Consider the following 22,176-nt stretch of genomic DNA (forward strand, 5'->3'; position numbering starts at 1 on the left):
AAGGTTTTAAAATATGCATAACATAATAACCATAGATGAAAATGAAGGGCAAACGCTTGCCGTAGTTGGTGATGCCTATAGGGTAATTATTTCGGGTAAACAAACCGGCGGTGCCTATGCCGTTATTGATATGCTGGTGCCCCCAGGCGGCGGACCCGGGCCACATGCCCACGCCGAAATGCAGGAGTCGTTTTATATTATTGAAGGCGAATTAGAATTTAAAACCGAAGCGGGCCCCTATATCGCGAAAAAAGGCTCTTTTGTAAATATCCCGAAAGGAGGTGAAGTGCATTGTTTCAAAAATAAAAGCAATACCACGGCCCATATGTTATGTACCGTTATTCCCGCAGGTTTGGATGAATTTTTTGAGGAGATAGGAACCCCGGTTGCTGCGGGTACATTTTTACCTCCGCCTGCTTTGACTGAAGATGATTTAGCCCGGTTAAAATCTATTGCAGAAAAATATGGCCAAAAACTTTATCCTCCTGATTACTTAGGGTAAACAGATTAAGAGTTTACTTCCTGGTCGGTACTGAGATAATTCCTTTCTTCAAAAACTTCAAGGTGGTTTTGTTCAATCGGGAAGGTGATCATTAATGTAACGCCATGGGTATTTTCAATAGCGAATTTTCCTTTTAGCTGTTTGCCAAGGGCTTTCATCATTTCCATGCCCAGGGAGTTAGCCTGGCAAAAATCAAAGTCGGGCGGGAGGCCGCGCCCTGTATCTGATACCTTTAATATGGCTTCGCCATTATCCGCCACAAATAAGCTCACCAATATCTCTCCACCATCAGGATCAAAGGCATATTTTATGGCGTTTGTGATGGCTTCGTTTAATATCAAACCTATGGGTACAGCCAGGGCTGGGTCAAGGCTCAACGGTTCTAATATCTGCCTGATTTTTATTTTCCTGAAACTTGTAACAAATGAATCGCTCAGGTAATCTATCAATTCGGCAATGTAGGCAGGCATAGATACAAGCGCCGCGGTAGTCCCACTGTACAATTTCTGATGCAGAAGCGCGATTGCGTTTACACGGTGCTGACTGCCCCTGATGGCTTCAAGGGCCACATCATTTTGTAAATAAGCTGATTGGGTGTTCAGAATGCTCATTACAATTTGCAGGTTGTTTTTTACCCTATGGTGCACTTCCTTTAACAGCCATTCCTTTTGCGACAGCAGGTCCTCAAGCAGTATGTTTTTGGAGGTGACCACCTCGTTGTTTTTTTGCTTATGTAAGTTTTGCCTGAATAATAAAATAGCAATGATCAACAATAAAAATATAGCGCCTATAGTGAGGTTTTTAACCTGGTTGGCCTGCCTTAAATTGGCTTGCTCAAACTTGCTTTTTTCATTGAGGAGCGCAATCTGTGCCTCTTTTTGCCGGGTACCATAATCAATTTGTAACTGCTCTATTTGTTTGCTTTTGGTGCTGTTAAAGATGGAATCTTTAATGGTATTGGCTGATATAAGATGATAAATAGCCGACTGATATTGTCTTTGGGCAGTATCCAGATGAAACCAAAGAATTTCATTAGTGCCAAGGTCATTATCGTTGCCAATTTTCTTCAATACATTTTGGTTCAGTTTGAGATATTTTAACGCCTCGGCAAATCCCGCGGTCGCGGTATAGTATTTAATGATGAGTTCATAATAGCTGCTGCGGGCATATATGTTAAGGTTGGGGTTGTTGGTTTGGCGGATAAGCTCATCACAGTAGCGTTTGGCTATATCATACTGTTTTAATGCCAGGTAAATTTTAAGATAGGTTTGGCTAACTTCATCGCCTCCTTCATACAGCTTTCCCGATGGGTATGCAAATTTTTGAACTATCTGGTTTAAAAAGGCTTTGGCTTTTTGAGGCTGGTTCATACGCAGGTATACATCAACAATATTACCGGCCAGAAGGTATACGGTCGCGTTATCTTTTTCGGTTTTGGCTATCTCTAACGCCCGTGAAAAATAAGTGATAGCTTTTTGATTTTCACCAAGTTTAATAAAATCATAGCCCAGGTTATTATTGATCTGGCATATCAGCCTTACATTGTCGGCGCTGCTTGCCGTAGCAAGCCGCAGGGCGGTAAGTTCATAGCTAATGGCTGTTCTATAGTCGCCCTGGGTATAAAACAACCTGCCTAATAACGCGTAAAGCCCTTGTGTTTCTGTATAATGTGCTTGATTATAGTAACCTAATGCCTTTTTTGCTTCACTAAATGCAAGTGTGTAATTATTCATCATCTGATGCAGATCGGCCAGTAAGCGGTAACATCGCGCAAGTTCAACCAGATGATCTGTCCGTTCAAAAGCGCTCACAGCCAGGTTTAGATAATTGATCCGGGTAACCATGGTTTGCTGCAAAAAATCCTGGCTATAGTATTCTGATAGTTCAAAATAAGCCTTGCCAAGAAGTACCCAGTTATGAGCCTGCTTTATTTCCTGTATTGTTTGCTCAAGTAAAGCCCTGCCTGCTTTAGGTTCGCCCTTTGATTTGTAAAACGCCGAGCGGATCAGCGCGATGCGAAAATTAATTTCGGTTTGCGGCGAGCGGTGGTTAAGTTGTTCGGCCCGGTTAATAAAATAAGAAGCACTATCTAACTGAGCAGGATTGGGATGGCGTAACTGGCTAAAAAACTCCGCGAGTTGTAAAACAGATGAGAGGCGTTCGGCTGCAGTACCCGCAACCTCCTTTTGTAGGAGCAAAGAATCTACATGACGCCTGGTGATTTCCTGCGCCCTTGCCGAAATGATGCAAAGGAAACAGGGTATAATCAGTTTGCACTTTCGTATCAAGTCGGCTCTTCTCATTTTTGGTTGAGAGCCTGTATGCATCAATCTTTTTTTAAATTTAAGCATATTCAAGTGCATCTGCTAATTTTTAGCAATAGTATTTGCTGTAATTTATTAATAGTCAATTGTTTTAATAGGGGCTGGATTTTATTGCCGGCCATAGCCAACAAGCAATTAAAGCTTTGCACATGTGTTGGGTAACAAAAAATAAAGCTTTATATGCCCGGCCTTTAAAATTCAATTTTTACCATGGCTCCCGCAATGTATAAAGTACGGTTATTGTTGTGCAAATTATCGATAGTATGAAACCTTTAATCGAGACGGAATATACTGACAATGTTTTAGCTATTTGACAGGCGGGATATAGCCGGAGATATACCTGTATGTTTTTTAAAAAAGTTGGTAAAATAAGCAGGTTCCTCAAAACCAAGTCCAACGGCAATCTGCGCAATACTCCAGTCGGTATGTTTTAGCAGAGCTTGTGCCTCCTTCAATATACGAGCAGAAATATGCTGGCTGGTTGTTTGTCCGGTGGTTTCCTTCACCGAGCGGTTTAGGTGATTGGTATGCATGGCCAGGCAATTTGCAAAGTCGTTAGCTGTTTTTAGTTTGAGATATTGACCTGACGAATCAATAGGGAATTGCCTTTCCAGTAATTCCAAAAACTGGTTGGTGATTCGGGCCGGTGCATTAATATTGTTCTCGACAGGGTTTAACGGACTTATTTTTAGCGCCTCGTGCATCAGAATTCGCAAATAATTGCGGAGTAGATCGTATTTGCCGGAATATTCTGAATCCATTTCTTCCATCATTTTTCGCAACACAGCAGAAAAGAAGGCCTGCTGGCTTTCTGTAAGAAAAACAATGTGGCTGCCACCGGCTTTGAATAAAGGAAAATCCTGTATTTGCGGGCTGCCGGATTCAATGAAAGCTTGCGTAAAAAGACAAAACCAACCGGTTTGAGGCCCTGCATCACTCTCCCATGAGCTTGTTGCAGATGGGCTGGAGAAAACAAGTGCAGGCCTGTCTACCACGACCTCTTTATCGGTATAATGCATCTTTCCATTGCCTATTACAAGCGCTATTTTATAAAAATCGCGGCGACTGAACGGGCTACGTACCATACAGGGCTTGCGCATAAATACATTGAAATGCCCCTGCCCGGTATTGTTTTCGGCAAATACTTTTTGATTATCTACAGGGTGGCGCCTGTAAAATTCCTCAAGCGTTTCTATCGTTTGCATAAACGAAGTTAAGCTTTATTTGATTATTATAAATATTTATGACTTTTTGATGATTGATAAAATTGTCTTTGTTTGATTTTTATAATTTCCTGTTTGAATACTATAATGGCGGCGGTAAGGGGCGAAGGTATTTTTGCTTTATGGAAACAGGTTTCAGAAAATGGATCATCGTGATAACGATCATCACATCAACCATCATAGAGCTTATTGATACTACAATTGTAAACGTGTCTATTAATACCATGAGCGGCAATTTGGGTGCGTCGCTTGAAGATACGGCCTGGGTTATTACCTCTTATGCCATTGCAAATGTGATCATTATACCCATGACCAGCTTCCTGGCCGAGAAGATTGGCCGAAAGCAATATTATATCGGTTCTATTCTTTTATTTACACTTGCTTCGGCGCTATGCGGATTCTCCCATAATCTTTGGGAACTTGTCGCTTTCCGTTTTTTTCAGGGTATAGGCGGCGGGGCATTATTATCAACTTCGCAGTCAATACTGTTTGAAACTTTTCCGGTGAAGGAAAGGGCGACTGCAAGTGGGATCTTTAGTCTTGGTATTATCATAGGCCCATCTATAGGCCCGGTGATGGGTGGCTATATTGTAGATAACTTATCATGGCAATGGATCTTTTATGTAAATATCCCGATAGGGTTAATGGCCGCGTTGTTGTCATACATTTACCTCAAACCCAGCAAGCCTTCAGCAGATGGCCGGAGTATCGACTGGTTGGGCATTTTTTTACTGGCAGTAGGTGTCGGTAGTTTGCAGGTAGTACTTGAGCGCGGCGAAACCGACGATTGGTTTGCTGCAACCTATATCATTATACTTACTTTACTCTCCGTTTTGAGCTTAGCAATATTGATCTGGTGGGAACTAAGGATAGAACACCCGGTTATCAACCTGCGTGTATTGAAGAGCACCACTTTATCTATTTCGGCAATCATGACCTTTGTATTGGGTTTCGGTTTATTTAGCGCGGTATTTGTTTTTCCGTTGTATGCCCAGCGGATTATCGGTTATTCTGCTTTTCAAACGGGTACAATGTTATTGCCGGGAACCTTGATGGCAGCTATGATCTCACCGTTTTTAGGTAAAATGCTCCAAAGCGGGATCCGGCCGCAATATCTTATTACCCTGGGATTTGGTTTGTCGGCAATTTTTGGTTTTATGATGTCAGGTTCTAACCTCGAAACCGGGAACGCCTATTTCTTTATTCCGCTGATTTGTCGTGGGTTAGGAGCGGCCTTGCTTATTGTTCCTTTAACCGCGCTGGCTGTTTCGGAACTTAAGCCAGCCGACATTCCGCAGGGAGCGGCACTGAATAATATGATGAGACAAATGGGTGGCTCATTTGGTATAGCACTGATCAATACCTATATCGCACACCGGGCTGCCGATAACCGGATGTCTTTGATTACGCATGTAACAGCTTCCGATCCGCTAACCATAGCACGGCGGCAATCCTTTATCAGTAATTTCATAGCACATGGGGCCAGCTATTTGCGCGCGCTGCAACAATCAATCGGTGCATTAGAAAATACAATAACAAGGCAAACTTTCCTGCTTAGTTATATGGATGCTTTTCTGTTACTCGCTATATTAAATGCCTGCTGCATCCCTTTGGTGATCATGACAATAAAAAAGCGCACCGCAGTAAAAGCGGGTAAGGTAGAAGTACCGGACGCGCATTGATGATGATGACAGATTTTTAATTTATCGATAGCTAACCTGAACATGTTAGCTATCGAAAGTTTGACATCAGGGCCTGCTATCTGATGCCTTAAGGCTCAAAGTAAACTACTTTTTTCATAGAAGTGTCCACTTGTGGACTGCTGCTTTCCTTTTCCATTACTTTAAGTTTGATTTAAAAACAGATGAGATGAACTGCGCTTTGAATTATCGTAGTGTTTTAAATGAAGCGCGCATTTCTTCGGCAAAGGTTTTAGGTTGTTCCCATGCTGCAAAATGACCGCCTTTATCAAGTTTGTTATAATAGATCAGTTTAGGGTAAGCCCGTTCTGTCCAGGTTTTTGGTGCCTGGTAAAGCTCATCCGGAAAGGCGCTCACCGCTACCGGAATAGTGATACCCTTTGGAGCAAAAAAAGCAAGCTTGCTTTCCCAGTATAAACGGGCCGAAGAAACCGCGGTTCCTGTTAACCAGTAAAGGGTAACATTATCCAAAATATCATCTTTAGTTAAACCCTCGGGCTGGTCATTGAAAACGCGGGTAATAAGCGCGAGACTAACCCCGTCGTGGTCAATCATCCAGGCGGCCAAACCCACAGGCGAATCCTGGATTCCATATAAAGTTTGCGGGCGGTTAGCCATCTCGTTAGCGTAACCCAAACCGTGTTTATAAAAAAAGTCGAGCTGGTCCCAGGCATGTTTTTCTTCATCCGAAAGGCCTGACGGTTGTGGTTCGCCGTACTGAAGTGCTTTCGCAACATCTGCCGGAACTGTGGCCGGCATATTGGTATGAATGCCAAGCAGTCCCGGAGGTGTAAGCAATGCCATTTGTTCGGTAACGGCATTGCCCCAATCACCGCCCTGCGCTACATATTTTGTATACCCGAGGCGTTTCATCAGCTCAACCCAGGCCTTTGCAACGTGCTGAGGGTCCCAGCCGGTTGCGGTGGGTTTACCCGAAAAACCATATCCGGGCAGTGAGGGAATAACCACATCAAAAGCATCTTCGGGCTTGCCTCCATAGGCGGTAGGGTCAGTAAGCGGGCCAATAATTTTTAATTGTTCGATAATTGAACCCGGCCAGCCATGTGTGATTATAATTGGCAAGGCATTTTTGTGTTTTGAACGTACATGGATGAAATGGATATCGAGCCCATCAATATTGGTAACAAACTGAGGTATAGCATTCAGCTTGGCCTCGCATTTACTCCAGTCATAACTTGTTGCCCAGTATTTGGCTAAAGCCTGGATAGTGGCAAGCTGAACACCTTGTGACTGATCATTTACAGTTTCGCGTTCGGGCCATTGCGTTGCTAAAATGCGGCGTTTAAGATCGGTTAGTTTTTCTTTTGGAAATTTTACATGGAACGGGCGGATGGTTTCGTCAGATGATGCAGGAGCAGTTTGCGCAATACTTAACGAGCTCTGTGCTACAAATGCGCTTGCAATAATCGAACTGACAATAATTTGGTTGATCTTTTTCATGGTTTTAATGTTTAATATTAACCGGGTTTGCCAATTCATTTACTGTGCCATATTGTAAATATTTGATTATTAGCTGCCTGAGGGGCTTTTTTTTGATATTTTGAATCTTTGTATTTCGTGAAAGAGAAATCAGGGTACGAAATGTCGTGATGGTAAAAGATGTATTTTATAAGTAGTTTAATCATTCCTGATTTTGAAAAAAAAGGCTGATGCACGGGCCCTTTTTATGTTGCATCATTCTGAAACAAAGGCTATAATGTTTTTTACTATATCCGGACACAGGCTGTCCGTATGCGAACAGTTTATTGAGTGATGGTTTTGTTTAATTTATTGATATATAGATTGTTATTTATTTGGCATGCATCTTATATAAGTTACTGACAGTAAACCCTCTTTGCTCAATCACGGCTGCCAATTAAAATTATCGTTATGATCAAAAACTATCTGAAAATTGCCTGGCGTAACCTTATTAAAAACAAGGTGCATTCTTTTATCAATATCGCGGGATTGTCTGTTGGTATGGCGGTGGCCATGCTGATAGGTCTCTGGATCTGGGATGAATTATCGTTTGATAGTAATCATCAAAACCGCGGAACCATCGCCCAGGTAATCCAAAATGTTACCAACAATGGCGAAGTGCAAACCTGGCAGGCTGTACCCTTACCACTTGCAGCCGAATTGCGGAAAAGCTATGGCAGTCTTTTTAAACAGGTGGTAAACAGTGCTGGCTATGGCGATCATATGCTTGCGCTGGATAATAAAAAATTAACCCGGACCGGCGTATTTATGGAAGCCGGGGGCCCAGAGATGTTCACGTTGAAAATGCTAAAAGGCAACCGTAATGCATTAACAGATCCTACTTCGGTTTTGATTTCGGCATCAACAGCAAAAGCTTACTTCGGAGATGCCGACCCGATGAACCGGACTTTAAAGATTGATAACCATTATAACGCGAAGGTTGCCGGTGTGTTTGAAGATATGCCCCACAATGCAACGTTCGCCGGCCTTGGTTTTATTGCACCCTGGGAAATGGGCTTCACCGCTAACGATATCAGGTCGATGAGCGAACCCTGGCGGCCCAACTTTTGTGCCCTTTATGTACAAACGCAACCGAATGCCAACCTTGCCGCTTTGTCCCTGAAAATAAAGGATGCAAAGCTGCGCAATGTAAGTGCTGTACTTGCCAAAAAGAAACCCGCTTTGTTTTTGTATCCTATGAGCAAATGGCATTTGTACGATGAGTTTAAAGACGGTAAAAACACAGGCGGGCGCATTCAGTATGTATGGATGTTTGGCATCATTGGTGTTTTTGTATTGCTGCTGGCCTGCATAAACTTCATGAACCTGAGCACAGCCAGGTCGGAGAAGCGGGCTCGCGAAGTAGGTATCAGGAAAGCCATTGGTTCGGCCAGGAGCCAGCTTATTTATCAGTTTTTTAGCGAGTCGGTTTTATGTGTAGCGCTGGCGTTTGTAATTTCCTTGGTGATGGTGCAGTTGAGTCTGCCTCTTTTTAACGAAGTAGCAGAAAAGCAAATGACCATACTTTGGGGCAGCGCCTTGTTCTGGTTATTGGGATTGGGCTTTACTTTATTTACCGGGATTGTTGCCGGAAGCTACCCCGCGTTTTACCTGTCGTCGTTTCAGCCGGTAAAAGTGCTCAAAGGGGTATTCAGGGCAGGAAAACTGGCGGCGCTTCCGCGCAAAGTACTCGTGGTATTGCAATTTACGGTATCAATAACACTGATCATCGGCACTGTGGTTGTTTTCAGGCAGATCCAGTTTGCAAAAGACCGGCCGATAGGTTACAGCAGGGACGGCTTGTTAGCTGTTAATCCCGGCACCGACCAGGTTCATAAGAGCTTTACTGCGCTAAAAAATGAGCTTTATAAAACCGGCGCTGTTGTTTCTGTTGCCGAAGGTGATGTAAACCCTACCCAAACCGCGGGCAGTACCAGCGCTATTGAGTGGAAAGAGAAAGATCCAAACTTAAGTGTGGATTTTCAGCAAAACGGTGTTTCTGTTGATTACGGAAAAACCGCAGGCTGGCAATTTAAAGGAGGGAGGGACTTTTCAAAAGATTACCTGACTGATTCATCAGCCGTAGTAGTTAATGAGTCGGCGGTAAAGTTTATGGGGATGAAGAACCCTGTAGGTGAAAATATTACCTTTTACGGCCATCCTTTCAAAATAATTGGTGTCATCAGCAATATCATTGTTGATTCGCCTTACGGGCAGGTAAAGCCTTGTATTTACTTTTTTAATAAAGACGCTGCCGGGACAGTGTTATTACGCATTAACCCTCAAATGAGTGCAGGAAAGGCTATTGAGAGTATACAACAGGTATTCAAACACTTCAACCCCGAACAACCTTTTCAATATAGCTTTGTGGATTCGGCATATGCTCAAAAATTCGGTAACGAACAGCGCATTGGTAAACTGGCCGCGTTTTTTGCGGCCCTGGCCATCTTTATCAGCTGCCTGGGTTTATTTGGTATGGCATCCTTTATGGCCGAACAGCGCGTAAAGGAAATTGGCGTACGCAAGGTACTCGGAGCAACGGTTTTCAATCTTTGGAGACTGTTAACTACGGACTTTATTACCCTTGTATTTATCTCGCTCCTGGCTGCCACACCAATTGCCATTTATATGATGAACAGCTGGCTACAGCATTTTGATTACCGGTCGGGGATTTCGCCATGGATATTTGTGTTAACGGGTATTACCGCAATAGTGATCACCATGCTTACCGTTAGTATTCAAACTATAAAAGCGGCATTAACAAGCCCGGTTAAAAGTTTAAAAAGCGAATAAGGGCTTTTAAGTTTATGAAAAAAGGCACTATCCCAATCGGGTAGCGCCTTTTTTTGGCTTTGTAAGGCCTGATTAATAACCCGGGTTTTGTTTCAGCTGCGGGTTAACGTTCATGATATCCCGGCCGATAGGGAAGATTTCGGTATGATTGTCGCCGTCGGGCTTTTTGTCCCACCATGTTCCGGTAGTAAACACTCCCCAGCGTATCAGGTCGGTACGTCTGCGGTTTTCTCCGATAAATTCCCGGCACCACTCATCCAGCATCTCCTGATCAGTAAGCTGGCTGCCATCCGGCTGATAAAGGCTTGGTGAACCGTCGGGGAAATTGCGCCGTCTCACCTGGTTCAGGAAACCGGCGGCCCCCGCTTTGTCACCTGCCCTGTAACGGCACTCTGCCAGGGTATAGTAGATCTCAGAAAGCCGGATCTCAGCATAAGCTGATGTGATCCTGTTAGGATCTGGCGTTGGGTAAAAAGGGTATTTTATCAGGAATACGCCTGAGTTATGATCGGCATGGTTCATATCTGATTCCTTATCAGCTATTTTTGTTCCTGGTTTCGCGCCCAAAAACATACCAACCTGGTCGCGGATGAACAGTGGATATGGGCCTTTATTACCTTTTACAGTATCGGTACGGGTTACCCCATTTACAGTATGGGTATAAGGCAGGTAACCATACAAAAACATGCCCTCGCGCTGGCTGTTGCCAAGGTTTTTGTACTTTTTCAACCGCAAATCGTCCGGGTATTTTTGAAATTTAACAAAGGGTTTGCCCAACTGAAATGTATACTCAACGCTGTCAACATCGCGTCCGGGTTGCAGCGCATAACGTGGGTTTGACTGGCCAAAATCAGTAAAGCCGCAATATAATGGAGCCGCGTCATAAGTTAACCCCCAAAAAAACATACCGCCATCATACTGCCAGTGCGTACGTGCAAGCGAGCCGGGGAACCCATATATCACCTCCGAATTTAAGGTAGTATTGGTATAATCGAAAGGCGCGTCCCATCGGGTGTCAAGCTGATACGCGCCATATTTACCGCTGATAATATCCCGGCAAACAGCCTCACATTCGGCGTATTTTTCCTGACCTATGTAAACTTTGGCGTTAAGGTATAAGCGCACCAATAATGCGGCCGCGCCGGCCTTTGTCCAGCGTCCTATTCCCGAAGCCCCAAGTTGTTGACGCGTAGGTAATCCGTCGATAGCGCCTTTCAGTTCCGATTCGATATAGGTAAACATTTCCTGTGGGGTAGACTGCGGATTGCCCTTTGTTGAGTTTTTTACATCAGTAACTATCTCAATATTGCGATAAAAGTCAAATGCCCTCAAATAAAACCATGCGCGCAGGGTATGCAGTTCCGATTTAAAATCTGTTAACTCTGTATCTGTGACGCTTAGTTTTGAAGGATCTTTGATGCCTTCCATATCCGTTAGCGAATTAGTTGCCAATACTATCCCCTGGTAAAAGTTATTCCAGGCGCCGCTTGTGAAATTATCTGTGATGGTCCAGGTGTGGTAGTGCATACGCTGGTAGTAACCACCATCCTGCCAGTCGCCCTGCCTGTTATAGGTGCCTATTTCGTCTGTGCAGTCTTCGCCGGCGGCATACACGTCATTACCTTGTATGCTCCAGTAAGCGTGTTCAAAGGGGCGCAGGAAATCTCTGATCACATCATCCCGCCTGGTCAGGAAACCAGACGCGTCTACCTTGTCATACACGTGTTCATCCAGTTTGGTACAGCTGCCGGTTAGTAAACCGGATAGTAAAATGCTGCTGATATATAGTTTGTATTTTTTCATGTTTTGTAGATTTAAAAGGTTGCCTGCAAACCAAGGATTAATTGAAGTGTAGCCGGATAATAATTCAGCGAAGTGTTTACGCCTGGTGTAAGCCCGTTAACATCTACCAGGTCAGGGTCTCCGCCCGTAAAACTTGTAAATGTGTGCAGGTTTCTGCCGGTAGCGTAAACGCGTATAGACTTGAGGTATTTACTTTTAAATGGCTGCGTATACCCAAGGGCCACATTGTCTATTTTTACAAATGATCCGTTTTCCAGAAAATAATCAGAAGCTATAGCCGTAGTTGCAGAGTTGGTTAGCAATGAGTATTTGCTTTTGCTGTCGTAAGCGGATTTCAAGACATTGGCGTCGCTCTGACTTGATGGTGTTCCGATATAAAATGCCGCGGTATTGAATATTTTATAACCGAATGTACCCCTAAGGAAAATCCCCAGGTCAAATCGTTTGTACCTGAAGGTATTGCCCATTGAGCCGGTAAATTTAGGTAAGCCGTTGCCTACAAATTGTTTATCATCGGCAGAAGCCTGGTTAGCCTGAACTATGGTGCCATCTTTTTTATAAACCTGCAAAGCTCCGTCTTTATTTACACCTGCCGAGCGCAGTGTATAAAATTCGCCAATACTCCTGCCTTCCTGGATGCGCTGTATGTTGCCCGGAGAGCCTGGTGCAGGCAAACCGGCCAGCTCAACAAACGGAGCCCCCTTGTAAATATCGTTGGAGAAAGAGATAAATTTATTGCGGTTATAGGCCAGCGTAAAGGTTAGGTTATAGCTGAAATCAGTATTTCTGACAACTGCCCCGTTCAGTGCCAATTCCAATCCATAGTTTTTCATGGTGCCCACGTTGGCAAAGGTTTGCGTTTGAGAGTTTGGTGGCAGCGGAACGTTATAATAACCTAATAGATCTTTGTTTTTGCGGATGTAATAATCCAATGATCCTGAAATGCGGTTATCGAGGATTGAAAAATCAAGGCCTACGTTAAAGTTGATCGACTTTTCCCATCGCAGATCCGGATTGACATTTGACGTTGGCCCATAAACCTGGTAAACCTGGCCATTGTATGGGAAATAGCCTGCTCCCCCATATAAAAGTAATGAAAGATAACTATCAAAATCCTGGTTGCCTGTAACACCGTAGTCTGCACGTAATTTAAGGTCGTTTACCCAGGGAAGCGCGCCTTTCATGAAATTTTCTTCAGAAACGCGCCATGCGGCCGATGCTGCGGGAAAGCTTCCCCACTTATTGTTCGTGCCAAATTTTGAGGACCCCTCGCGGCGCACGCTCGCTGTTAAAATATACCGGTTATTAAAATCATAATTGGCCCGGCCAAAAAACGAAATAAGCGTTGAACCATTTTGAGTTGAACTTACAGCTGATTGCCCTTGTCCGGCAGCGCCGCCGTTATACAACCCTGAACCGAGATTGTTCCAGAGGTATGAATCGAAAGGAAAATCATAGTTTTGGGCGTAGAAAGTGTTATAGTTGTACAATGTATATGAATAACCACCCAACACCTTGAAGTGATTTCGTCCCAGGTCAAGCGAGTAATTGCCTGTCCATTCCACGTTTTTCTGATCGTTTTCCTCTTGCCTTTGCGATGCGAAATTGGTTTGCGTGATCTTATTAGCATGTACGATAGATGACAACGTGGACGGCGTGAAGTTCAGACTCCTGGCAGACCGGCTGATCTCTGATATGGTAACAGTAGTGCTCAGATTTTTGAGGATATTCACCCTTAATGAGCCGTTAATGTCCATCTCTTTGATTTCGGCTTCAGATTTGATCACATTGGCATTTTCAACCGGGTTATTGGAAAAGAAACCCGTATTGATGTAATTGTACTTATGGGCAGTGTCGTAAATAGGATAAGTAGGGTTGAGGGTGAGCGCGTTATTGAAATTACCCTGATCGGAGTTTTTGGTGTTCATATACCTTGGCGCGATATTTAGGGAGGCTACAAAAATGCCATTGTCGGTAGCATGGTTCACGTTAATTCGTGCCCCGTACTCTTTTTTATGGGCACGCAGGTCAATACCATCAGCATTACGGTAATCGGCCGATGCGAAGTAATTCGTTTTACCAGAGCCACCCGACAATTGAATGGTATGTTTTTGAGCAAAAGCGGGTGAGTTGGTAACCGCGCCCATCCAGTTGGTTTTAGCGCCGTAGTCTTGTCCCTGGTTGTTTTTAACCCTGTCGGCAATAAACTCATCGGGAGTAAGGTTTTGCAATTCATTAGTCAGGTAATCAAAACTTGCATAACCTTCATAAAATGTGCGTGCCTGCGATGATCCTTTTTTTGTAGTAATGATAATAACGCCATTACTCCCGCGCGTGCCATAAATTGCAGATGCCGCACCGCCTTTAAGCACATCGATACTTTCTATATCGTTTTGATTGATGTTATCAATGTTGCCCCCAGGGATACCGTTTATCACATACAGTGGGCCTAAACCTGCATTACGTGAAGAAACGCCCCGTAATTGTACTTTAGGAGATGAGTTTGGATCGGCACCGGCAGTGTTTGTAATGCTTAGGCCCGCAACCTTGCCTTGTAATGACATTAAGGGACTGTTAGATGCCACTGGAAGCAGATCTTTTGACGAAACATGGGTAATGGCGCTTGATACTTCGCGCTTATCAAGAGTACCGTAGCCAACGCTCACCACCACAACCTCCTGCAATGATTTGCTTGAGGCCGTAAGGGATGTGTTCAAGGTAGCTTCGCCGGTTAGCGGTACCTCTCGGGTGCTGTAACCGATGTAAGAAAATGAGATAGTTTTTGCAGATGATGATACCTTGAGCGTATATACGCCTTTGGCATTGGTGGTGGTGCCTACAGACATTCCTGTTACCACAACACTTACACCCGGAAGCGGTGAGCTATCGGCTGCATCCGTCACCGTACCGGAAATTGTTTTGTCCTGGGCCAGAACCTTACCGGTGAATATAAAACAGAGCGCGCAGGCGCCCAGCCAGAGTAAAAGTTTTTTGTACATAAGAAGAAATTATAAATTGGTTTCAGAGGTTAATTGGGCACGGAAAATGAAGCCCCCGGCCACGGCAAAATGCGAGCTGCTATGGCGGTGCATAGCTCCTGATCATGCTTTTCATTATGGTAGATTTTAATAGCGATAATTGGTAGGTACCGCTAATTGGTTTCGTGTGTGCAATTAAGCCGGATAGGCGCTAACACACAAGCCCGAAAGGGCCGGGAGGGGAAAAATCTAACTTTGAAAAATGATAATCTGTTGTTTGTTAGTATTTTGTGAAAAAATGAAGAGGCTAAAATCCAGACTTATCACATGTGAATTATGGTGTTACAGGCGCAAGTTGGATGTTCATAATGCGTTGCTCAAACTCATCGGCAGGCACAAGCGCCTTTGATTTAGTACGGAAACGATAGGTATAAACCGTGCTAACGGTATATTCAAGAATCGCGGCTATCATTTCGTTGCTGCTGATACCTAATCGCATTAACGCGAAAATACGCAGGTGAGAATTTAAGGTGCCCGGGGTTTTAGGTTTTATTTGATCTTCTTCGCGAAGCAGGGCATTGAAAGCTGCCGGAAAATCGGGGAATAATTTGAGGAATACATTATCAAATGTTCGGAACAACTGCCTGCGCTCTGCCGCAATGTCTATGTTATCAACCAATCGTAATACATCCTCAGGTGTGGCCGTTTTTATTTTTTTGTGAAGGCTGTTTTTTAGTTTATCTGTTTTGAGGATGAATCGGGATAGTTCGCTGAAAAAGAAACCGATATATTCCTCTTTAATGCGGCCTTCTTCCCAAAGTTGCCTGTTGATTTTTTCGAGCGCTTTGTTGTTCTCTTTGATAATCTGTTCGGCACGCCGTACTTTTTTGAGTTGAAAAATAATGATAAAACAAACAAGACCGATAATTACCGCGATTATTATTGCTGATATAAGGTAAATCAGGAAACGCTCACGTTCCTGTTGTTCAATTAAAACGCGTTTTGCTGCAACTATTGGCAATATGCGCGCTACTTCATTTTGATTTAGGCGTGAACCATACCGGTTTGCCTGGGCCGAGGCTTGCTGTAAAAAATAAAACGCCTCTTCCAGGTTCCCTTGTTCATAAAGCGCGGTGCCAAGTGATAACATGGCCTGGGCACGGTATGTTGACGTACGAATGTCGTTGATGGCAGCTTTTGCCAAAAGCAGTGTTTTTTCGTCGCCGTCGCGATAGCGGCTTAAGCCTGTGACAACCATTGCCTCTTCATGTGCAGATAATCGTCTTTTCATCAATGTAAGATAATATACAAGCGGGTCGGGACCTTTCCCTGGTTTCTGTTGGGCTTGCAGTATCAGTTGTTCAAAGGTTCCTGGAGTGGTTAAACTGATAGCGGAGTCCAGGTATCGGTACTTTTTGTCAAGATCATCTGGCGAATAGAACCCATCGCGATTATATTTAGCCAGATCAGAATAAGCCCAGGAGTAGAGTATGTAATATTGTTTCCTTGAATTTACGTCTAAAACAGCCGGAGATATCGCCCGCAAACAATCAAATGTTTCTTTAAACATACCCGATGCTATGAGTGTAGTGCCGAGCCTGAGCCTGTTTTCTGAAAGCCGGGCGCTATTTTTTGACAATTTGCTGAGTTCGATGAGGTGTTGCGCATACACAAAGGTGGAGTCATAGCGGTAATCCCTGAATGCGTCAAAAAGTTTTTGGGTTGCCTGGTATTTCGCCTCACTGTAGCCGGCGGGCAATGATCTTAATTGTCGGCGTAATTGCTCAATTTCTTTTTCTTTCCGGGTATCGTATTTTGCCCTTGTCGCTATTTCTTGTTTAAGAAGCTTGAATAAACTATCGGTTTTTGGAGCAGCAATGGTGTTGACGGAGCAAAAAGTAAAAGAAAATATGATGAGTGCTAAGAGCGGCAGATTTTTCATGGTATAGGTTTGCTGAAATAGCGTTTAAAGCGAAGTTAACGCAACCGATAGTTGAACAATATTACGGAAGAAATGTTGCATAAATTGTTTTATGCAATCACAAAAGAAGGTTCTTAAAAGCCCTCATATCAGTTTTTTTGCCAAAGGTATGAGGATGTTTCAGGCGCATGTAAAATGTTCTGTATATAACAAGAGCGGTTACAAAGTTGATGCAACTGCCCTTGTTTTTAAAATACTCAAATGAACCAGCAAAATATATTACTTCGTTTTGCCAAAAGCCGCCGCTTCCTGGTTTAATTGAGCGCTGCTGCTGGTTTGGCTGCCGTTATGGATAATGATACGGTATCTGAATGTTACAGATTCACCCTTCTTCAGGGTGAGGTTCTTTTCCGATTTTCCGTTGGTAAATACCTTTTCGCCTAATGGATTGGCCGCAAACAGGCCATAACCACGGGCATGCCAAAAAGTAGGATAGTTTGGGTTTTGAGGATGATCTATAATAGCGATACTCACCGAATCGGCACCCATTTTGCCGTATACCTTGCACCATACGCCGCGAGTACTCCAGGCATCATTACCGGTTTTGCCCTCGCTGGTTAAATAAGTGCCGTTAGCTACTTTATCGGCGCCGCCTTTTACTATGGTGATGTTGCCCTTATCGTCGGTAAATTTCTGGTCTGCGGGATCCGGAATCTGCAGATCATGGGCCAGGCGAAGGCCAAGCATGCCGTCTTTAGCATCTTTAAAAAATGCTTCCGTATCAGCTTTGAGGGTGGTTATACGGTCAATGATCCGGTCTTGCCCGTTTCCGCTAAATTCAAAACGGGTGTTCTCTTCCAATATCACGTGTTTTTGCTGATTTGTCCAGTTGGCGTGATAGGCCAGGATCCCTTTCGTACCGTTCTCCATTTTCAGGATGCGGTCGGTACGGATCCAGCCATAACCACTCTTTTTAGCAGCAGGTATAGCGTAGGAATTATTCCAGAAATCCAGCCCGTTCAGGTTTTCAAAATTAAACCAGAGGCCAATATGATGCGGATGATCTGTTGGGTCGCCTGAACGCGTAGCCAATGGGAAGCCTCGGGTTACCAGGGTGCCGTTGGCTGAGTGTATTGGATAAAGTACCGGTTTTTCTAACGTATCCGGGTACAGGAAACTGGTAAAGGGTTTGCCACCTATCAGGATATCTATTTTATTATCCGTGGCTTTTACAAGTTTTACAGGTTCGGCCTTTTGGGCCTGTACTGCAGGCAACAACAGCAAGTTTGCTGCAACGGCAAGCCCTAATTTTTTTATAATTTTCATTGTTTGATGTAAGGTTAAAGCTATCTGTGTGTTAGAGCTAACACACAGACAGAGTCAAATAATGCTTATGAACTGGCTACAGATCAATATTTAAACACTTTGCCGTTAGCCATTACCTCCTGGCTGGCTTCATCAAAAGTGGCTTTGTAGCCGGTATGCACGGCCGCGTTGGTCATGATGTTTGCTATAGAATGACTGTAGCCTGCTTCAACAGGAGCATTCGGTTGTTTACGGCTGCGTACGCACTCCATCCAGTTGCGCACGTGGTTGGAGGTTAGTACATCGCCCCCGGTATTGGCAGATGCAACAACTTGTTCCGTATTGGCCAGACTAAGATCAGGCAGCAGGTTGGCTTTCATGTGCATGGCATCAGCCATTTTCTGTGTAAGTCCTCCTTCGGGCGATACCTTATTGGTGATCAGGTTAAGCTCGCCGCCGTTTGAGTAGTAGATCTCGGCCGGATGCTCATCGCCATTATGCATGCGTGAGGCAAAAGTAACCTGGAAACCGGTTGAAGGATCTTCAAGTGGCCCATAATCAAATGCTGCAAGTATGGTATCCCAGTTGCGGCGACCATCTTTCCACATATAAATACCGCCATTGGCAACTACGCTGCGTGGGTGTTTTAAGCCGCTGAACCAGTGTACAGTATCAATCTGGTGGCTCATCCACTGACCCGCCAGCCCCGATGAGTATGGCCAGAACAAGCGGTATTCCAGGTATTTCCGCGGATCGAAATCCTCATAAGGGCGGTTCATGATAAAGCGCTTCCAATCGGTATCCTGTTCTTTTAGCTGGCTCAAAAGTTCCGGCCTGCGCCAGCGCCCGGGCTGGTTTACATTCCACGTAAGTTCAACCATAGTGATAGGGCCAAATTTTCCCGAACGGATAAAGTCGTTGGCAGCATGATAATTAGCCCCGCTTCGGCGTTGAGAGCCTATCTGCACAATCTTACCCGATTCCTTTACTGCTTTTAAGGCAGCTCTGTTATCTTCCATCGTTTCGGCAAAAGGCTTTTCTACATAAGCATCACAACCGGCCTTTACCGCTTCAATGCAATGGCGCGCGTGCTGAAAATCAGCAGTACTGATAAACACGGCATCCACCGTTTTGCTGTCATATAATTCTTCGTTATTACGATATGCTTTTACATCATGCTGCATTTTATCTTTCCACAGTGCAGCACCTTCTTCACGTCGTTTGTTCCAGATATCAGATACAGCTACCACATCAAAATTAAGCTCCTTATAATGGTTCATGAAGCTGGGCACATGCGAACTTTTGTGCCTGTCCGAAAAGCCCACAACGCCAACCCTAACACGGTCGTTAGCGCCAATGATACGTTTGTAACTTTGCGCGCTCCAGCTTTTAGGGGTAAGCATAATTCCGGCACCGGCTAATGCGGCCTGCCTGATAAAGGTACGGCGTGATTTTTCCATATAGTAGATAGTTTGATTTGCAGGTTGTTTTTATGTACCAAAAGCAATAACGCTTAACTGTGTAAGCGCCTGTTTCTTTGATAATTTAAAAGGTAAATTGGTTTAGCCACGCAACACATCCGCGCGGCTAAACCAAATATCGAAGAAATGGATTGAAATGCAATAACGTTTTTAACCGTTAATGTAACAATTATACTGCAAGTATGCGCTACTTATGGGGTGTTACGCATGTTAATGTGCCCTGCCTTGCTCGCTCTCGGCACCACCGGTATCCCGTTTGGGAGCGGTATGGGTTAAGTTACCCAGGTTATAAGTAAATGCCAGGGTTGCTACCTGTGTATCTAAATAATTGTGATAGGTAGCGGTAGCACCCACAATATTGGTAATGGTGCCGCTTGGACTAAAGGAGTGAAAAACATCCCGCATGTTTAGCTTGATGGTTCCCTTGTTATTCAGGATCTTTTTCTGGATAGCGGCATTAAGCATACCGGTAGGGATAGAAACAAATTGCCCGTAAGTTCCGCTGGTATTATAAAAGCCACTTAATTCGGCACTCCAGCTTTTGGATATGGTAAACTGGTTATTGCCATTGGCCGAAAACGTATATTTTGAAGCATGAAGGTATCCGTTGTAAAATGCGCCCTGGTAGGTGTTGTTATACACTTCGGCATATAGGTTTACTGACCACCATTTAGCGGGCTGGAGATTTGTATTGATCGAATAGTCCCATGTTTTTTGTTGCCCTATATTGCCTGTGGTGCTGATAAAGATCTTGCCGTCTCTATGAATAGTTTCATTTTGTACGTCGGTTGTGTAGTTGTAGGCAACCGCTATGGTGAACAGGCTTTTGAAACTGTAGGCCAGTTTATAGTTATCGGTAAATTGGGGCCTTAAAAAAGGATTGCCTGAAAAATAGGTGTACTCATCCACAAAAAAAGTGAATGGGTTTAAGCTCCCATAGCTGGGCCTGCCTATGCGGCGGCCGTAAGAGGCAACCAGCACTTTGTGACCGGCTGTATCAAGATTGTAAGATAAATAGGCGGTGGGAAAAAGGTTGGTGTAATGATTTGCAAATGATGAGTCGGGCCTTTGGGCATTTCCCAATTGGTGACCGATGCCATTGGTATTCTCGGCCCGCAGCCCCGTTTGTATAGAGAACCGCCCTACGGTTTTGTTAAAATTAACGTACGCGGCATTGATATTCTCCTTATATAAAAAACGGTTGGTATTGTTATAGTCAATACTGCTTTCGCCATTAATCACATTGAAATAATTGGCGGCATTGTCGGTATTTACATAGCTGCTTTTAATACCCGCTTCAAACTTGGCTTTGCCTTTGATGGGATGAGCGTAATCGGCTTTGGCCGAGTAAATGTTGATGGTTGATGGCAAATCATCACGGAGCGTACGCGAATTGATTGAAGTACCATCGGGTAAAAAGGTGTCATTCATAAACAGCTGTTTACTGCCCGATAAATCGTGGATATAATCCAGGTCGAAAGTAAGCGTACGACCGGTGCTGTCATATTTATGAGTATAGTTTATGTTGATGCCCTTGCTGTCAAATTTATTCCGGGACGAGTTAGAAGTAGTGATGCTCGAATCCAGGTCGCCGTTTGGGCCATACGATAAGCTATATACCGGGCTATTGTCATGGTCGCGCGATATCGTGCCGGTAAAAACAACACCCCAGGTGGTTTTGGGAGAAACATAATAATCCATCCCGGCCTTAATATTGGTATTGCTGCTTGAAGGCCTGAAGTATGAAATATCTTTTAATGACGAGGTTTTGGCGCCGTTATCGTCCAAATAGTCCCTGTCAATTTCAAGTCTCCGGTATGTGCGTTGCCCGTTGTATGAAAGGTTGGCAAACAGGTTGACTTTATTTACGCGGTAATTAAGATTAATGCTTTCATCAGTGCGGCTGTAATGCCCTTGTGCGTAATCTGCTGATATTACGGCGTTAAACCCCTTGATGGTATTTTTCTTCGTCTTGATATTGATCACTCCCGCGTTTCCGGCAGCATCATATTTGGCCGGCGGGTTATCCATCAACTCAATCTGCTCTAATGCCGAAGATGGTAAAGACCGCAGGTAAGTAGCCAGGTTTGAGGCCGACAGATAGGTGGGTTTATCATCTATCATTACCAAAACACCGCTTTTTCCTTTGAAAGTTATATTACCATCGGCATCTACCTGCACACCGGGGCTTTTTGAAAGTACTTCCAGGGCATTGGCGCCTGTATTAGATATCAACGAGCCCACGTTAACCACGGTACGATCAATCTTCTGCTGAATGTATGATCTTTTTGCGGTAACAGCTACTTCACTCAGGGTTTTTCCTGCTGCTGTTAAAATGATCGGCGGCAAATTAACGGTTTTCTGCCCGCTGATAGTTAACGGTTCGCTGCGGTAATTTTTATAGCCTATATAGCTTGCTTTTATAGTGTAGGTGTTTTCTTTCAGGTTTTGAAATGCGAAGCTGCCATCCTTGTTGGCAAGCAGGGTGCCTACTACTGTTGAGTCTTTTGCAATAAGCAGGGTTACAGTTGCTCCGTCAAGCGGTTTTTTAGCGTCATCTAAAACACTTCCCGATATTTTACCACCTGTGGTTTGTGCGTAGGCAAGGTTGAATAATAAAAGTGCTAAGAAGGTTAAAATAAATCCCCGGATCAGTCTCATCTTTAT

Annotated in this window: 12 protein-coding genes; 3 read left to right on the forward strand and 9 right to left on the reverse strand. The window is 44.1% G+C overall.

The window, feature by feature from the left end; translation table 11 throughout:
• Positions 1 to 13 precede the first annotated feature (13 nt).
• Positions 14 to 502 (forward strand): cupin domain-containing protein, encoded by a 489-nt coding sequence (locus DUL71_RS25150; RefSeq protein ID WP_114940628.1) that lies wholly within the window; start codon positions 14 to 16, stop codon positions 500 to 502.
• 5 nt (positions 503 to 507) lie between these two features.
• Here DUL71_RS25150 and DUL71_RS25155 read toward each other — a convergent pair whose 3' ends face one another.
• Positions 508 to 2,805, reverse strand: coding sequence for a histidine kinase dimerization/phosphoacceptor domain -containing protein (locus tag DUL71_RS25155; protein WP_161964505.1), 2,298 nt, complete (start codon positions 2,803 to 2,805; stop codon positions 508 to 510).
• Between the two features lie 323 nt (positions 2,806 to 3,128).
• Complete coding sequence (locus DUL71_RS25160; protein WP_114940630.1) at positions 3,129 to 4,031, reverse strand: helix-turn-helix domain-containing protein; 903 nt, start codon at positions 4,029 to 4,031, stop codon at positions 3,129 to 3,131.
• A gap of 68 nt (positions 4,032 to 4,099) precedes the next feature.
• Here DUL71_RS25160 and DUL71_RS25165 point away from each other — a divergent pair, with 68 nt between their 5' ends.
• Complete coding sequence (locus tag DUL71_RS25165) at positions 4,100 to 5,731, forward strand: DHA2 family efflux MFS transporter permease subunit (protein ID WP_244228831.1); 1,632 nt, start codon at positions 4,100 to 4,102, stop codon at positions 5,729 to 5,731.
• A gap of 204 nt (positions 5,732 to 5,935) precedes the next feature.
• Here the strand turns inward: DUL71_RS25165 and DUL71_RS25170 are convergent, their stop codons facing one another.
• Positions 5,936 to 7,210 (reverse strand): epoxide hydrolase family protein, encoded by a 1,275-nt coding sequence (locus DUL71_RS25170; RefSeq protein ID WP_114940829.1) that lies wholly within the window; start codon positions 7,208 to 7,210, stop codon positions 5,936 to 5,938.
• A gap of 429 nt (positions 7,211 to 7,639) precedes the next feature.
• On the opposite strand from DUL71_RS25170, the gene DUL71_RS25180 reads away from it, so the two are divergent.
• Positions 7,640 to 10,021, forward strand: coding sequence for an ABC transporter permease (locus tag DUL71_RS25180; protein WP_114940632.1), 2,382 nt, complete (start codon positions 7,640 to 7,642; stop codon positions 10,019 to 10,021).
• 72 nt (positions 10,022 to 10,093) lie between these two features.
• Here the strand turns inward: DUL71_RS25180 and DUL71_RS25185 are convergent, their stop codons facing one another.
• The 6 genes from DUL71_RS25185 to DUL71_RS25210 all read right to left on the reverse strand — a co-directional run bounded on the left by DUL71_RS25185 (position 10,094) and on the right by DUL71_RS25210 (position 22,170).
• The gene (locus DUL71_RS25185; protein ID WP_114940633.1) at positions 10,094 to 11,824 is read right to left on the reverse strand and encodes a RagB/SusD family nutrient uptake outer membrane protein; all 1,731 of its coding nucleotides are present in this window, start codon (positions 11,822 to 11,824) and stop codon (positions 10,094 to 10,096) included.
• A gap of 11 nt (positions 11,825 to 11,835) precedes the next feature.
• Positions 11,836 to 14,823 carry a SusC/RagA family TonB-linked outer membrane protein gene (locus DUL71_RS25190; protein WP_114940634.1) on the reverse strand — a complete coding sequence of 996 codons (2,988 nt, stop codon included), beginning with the start codon at positions 14,821 to 14,823 and terminating at the stop codon, positions 11,836 to 11,838.
• Between the two features lie 313 nt (positions 14,824 to 15,136).
• Complete coding sequence (locus DUL71_RS25195; RefSeq protein ID WP_114940635.1) at positions 15,137 to 16,744, reverse strand: DUF6377 domain-containing protein; 1,608 nt, start codon at positions 16,742 to 16,744, stop codon at positions 15,137 to 15,139.
• A 258-nt stretch (positions 16,745 to 17,002) separates the two neighbouring features.
• Positions 17,003 to 18,049 (reverse strand): DUF6807 domain-containing protein, encoded by a 1,047-nt coding sequence (locus tag DUL71_RS25200; RefSeq protein WP_114940636.1) that lies wholly within the window; start codon positions 18,047 to 18,049, stop codon positions 17,003 to 17,005.
• A gap of 83 nt (positions 18,050 to 18,132) precedes the next feature.
• Positions 18,133 to 19,488: a Gfo/Idh/MocA family protein gene (locus tag DUL71_RS25205; RefSeq protein ID WP_114940637.1), complete on the reverse strand. Its 1,356-nt coding sequence runs from the start codon at positions 19,486 to 19,488 to the stop codon at positions 18,133 to 18,135.
• Between the two features lie 231 nt (positions 19,489 to 19,719).
• The gene (locus DUL71_RS25210) at positions 19,720 to 22,170 is read right to left on the reverse strand and encodes a TonB-dependent receptor (RefSeq protein ID WP_114940638.1); all 2,451 of its coding nucleotides are present in this window, start codon (positions 22,168 to 22,170) and stop codon (positions 19,720 to 19,722) included.
• Positions 22,171 to 22,176: the final 6 nt, after the last annotated feature.

Source organism: Mucilaginibacter endophyticus, from assembly GCF_003351025.1.
Taxonomy (GTDB): Bacteria; Bacteroidota; Bacteroidia; order Sphingobacteriales; family Sphingobacteriaceae; genus Mucilaginibacter; species Mucilaginibacter endophyticus.

Coding starts and splice junctions, on each gene's coding strand:
- DUL71_RS25150 (WP_114940628.1), top strand. CDS start 14: ATGCATAACATAATAACCATAGATGAAAATGAAGGGCAAACGCTTGCC.
- DUL71_RS25155 (WP_161964505.1), bottom strand. CDS start 2,805: ATGAGAAGAGCCGACTTGATACGAAAGTGCAAACTGATTATACCCTGT.
- DUL71_RS25160 (WP_114940630.1), bottom strand. CDS start 4,031: ATGCAAACGATAGAAACGCTTGAGGAATTTTACAGGCGCCACCCTGTA.
- DUL71_RS25170 (WP_114940829.1), bottom strand. CDS start 7,210: ATGAAAAAGATCAACCAAATTATTGTCAGTTCGATTATTGCAAGCGCA.
- DUL71_RS25180 (WP_114940632.1), top strand. CDS start 7,640: ATGATCAAAAACTATCTGAAAATTGCCTGGCGTAACCTTATTAAAAAC.
- DUL71_RS25185 (WP_114940633.1), bottom strand. CDS start 11,824: ATGAAAAAATACAAACTATATATCAGCAGCATTTTACTATCCGGTTTA.
- DUL71_RS25190 (WP_114940634.1), bottom strand. CDS start 14,823: ATGTACAAAAAACTTTTACTCTGGCTGGGCGCCTGCGCGCTCTGTTTT.
- DUL71_RS25195 (WP_114940635.1), bottom strand. CDS start 16,744: ATGAAAAATCTGCCGCTCTTAGCACTCATCATATTTTCTTTTACTTTT.
- DUL71_RS25200 (WP_114940636.1), bottom strand. CDS start 18,049: ATGAAAATTATAAAAAAATTAGGGCTTGCCGTTGCAGCAAACTTGCTG.
- DUL71_RS25205 (WP_114940637.1), bottom strand. CDS start 19,488: ATGGAAAAATCACGCCGTACCTTTATCAGGCAGGCCGCATTAGCCGGT.
- DUL71_RS25210 (WP_114940638.1), bottom strand. CDS start 22,170: ATGAGACTGATCCGGGGATTTATTTTAACCTTCTTAGCACTTTTATTA.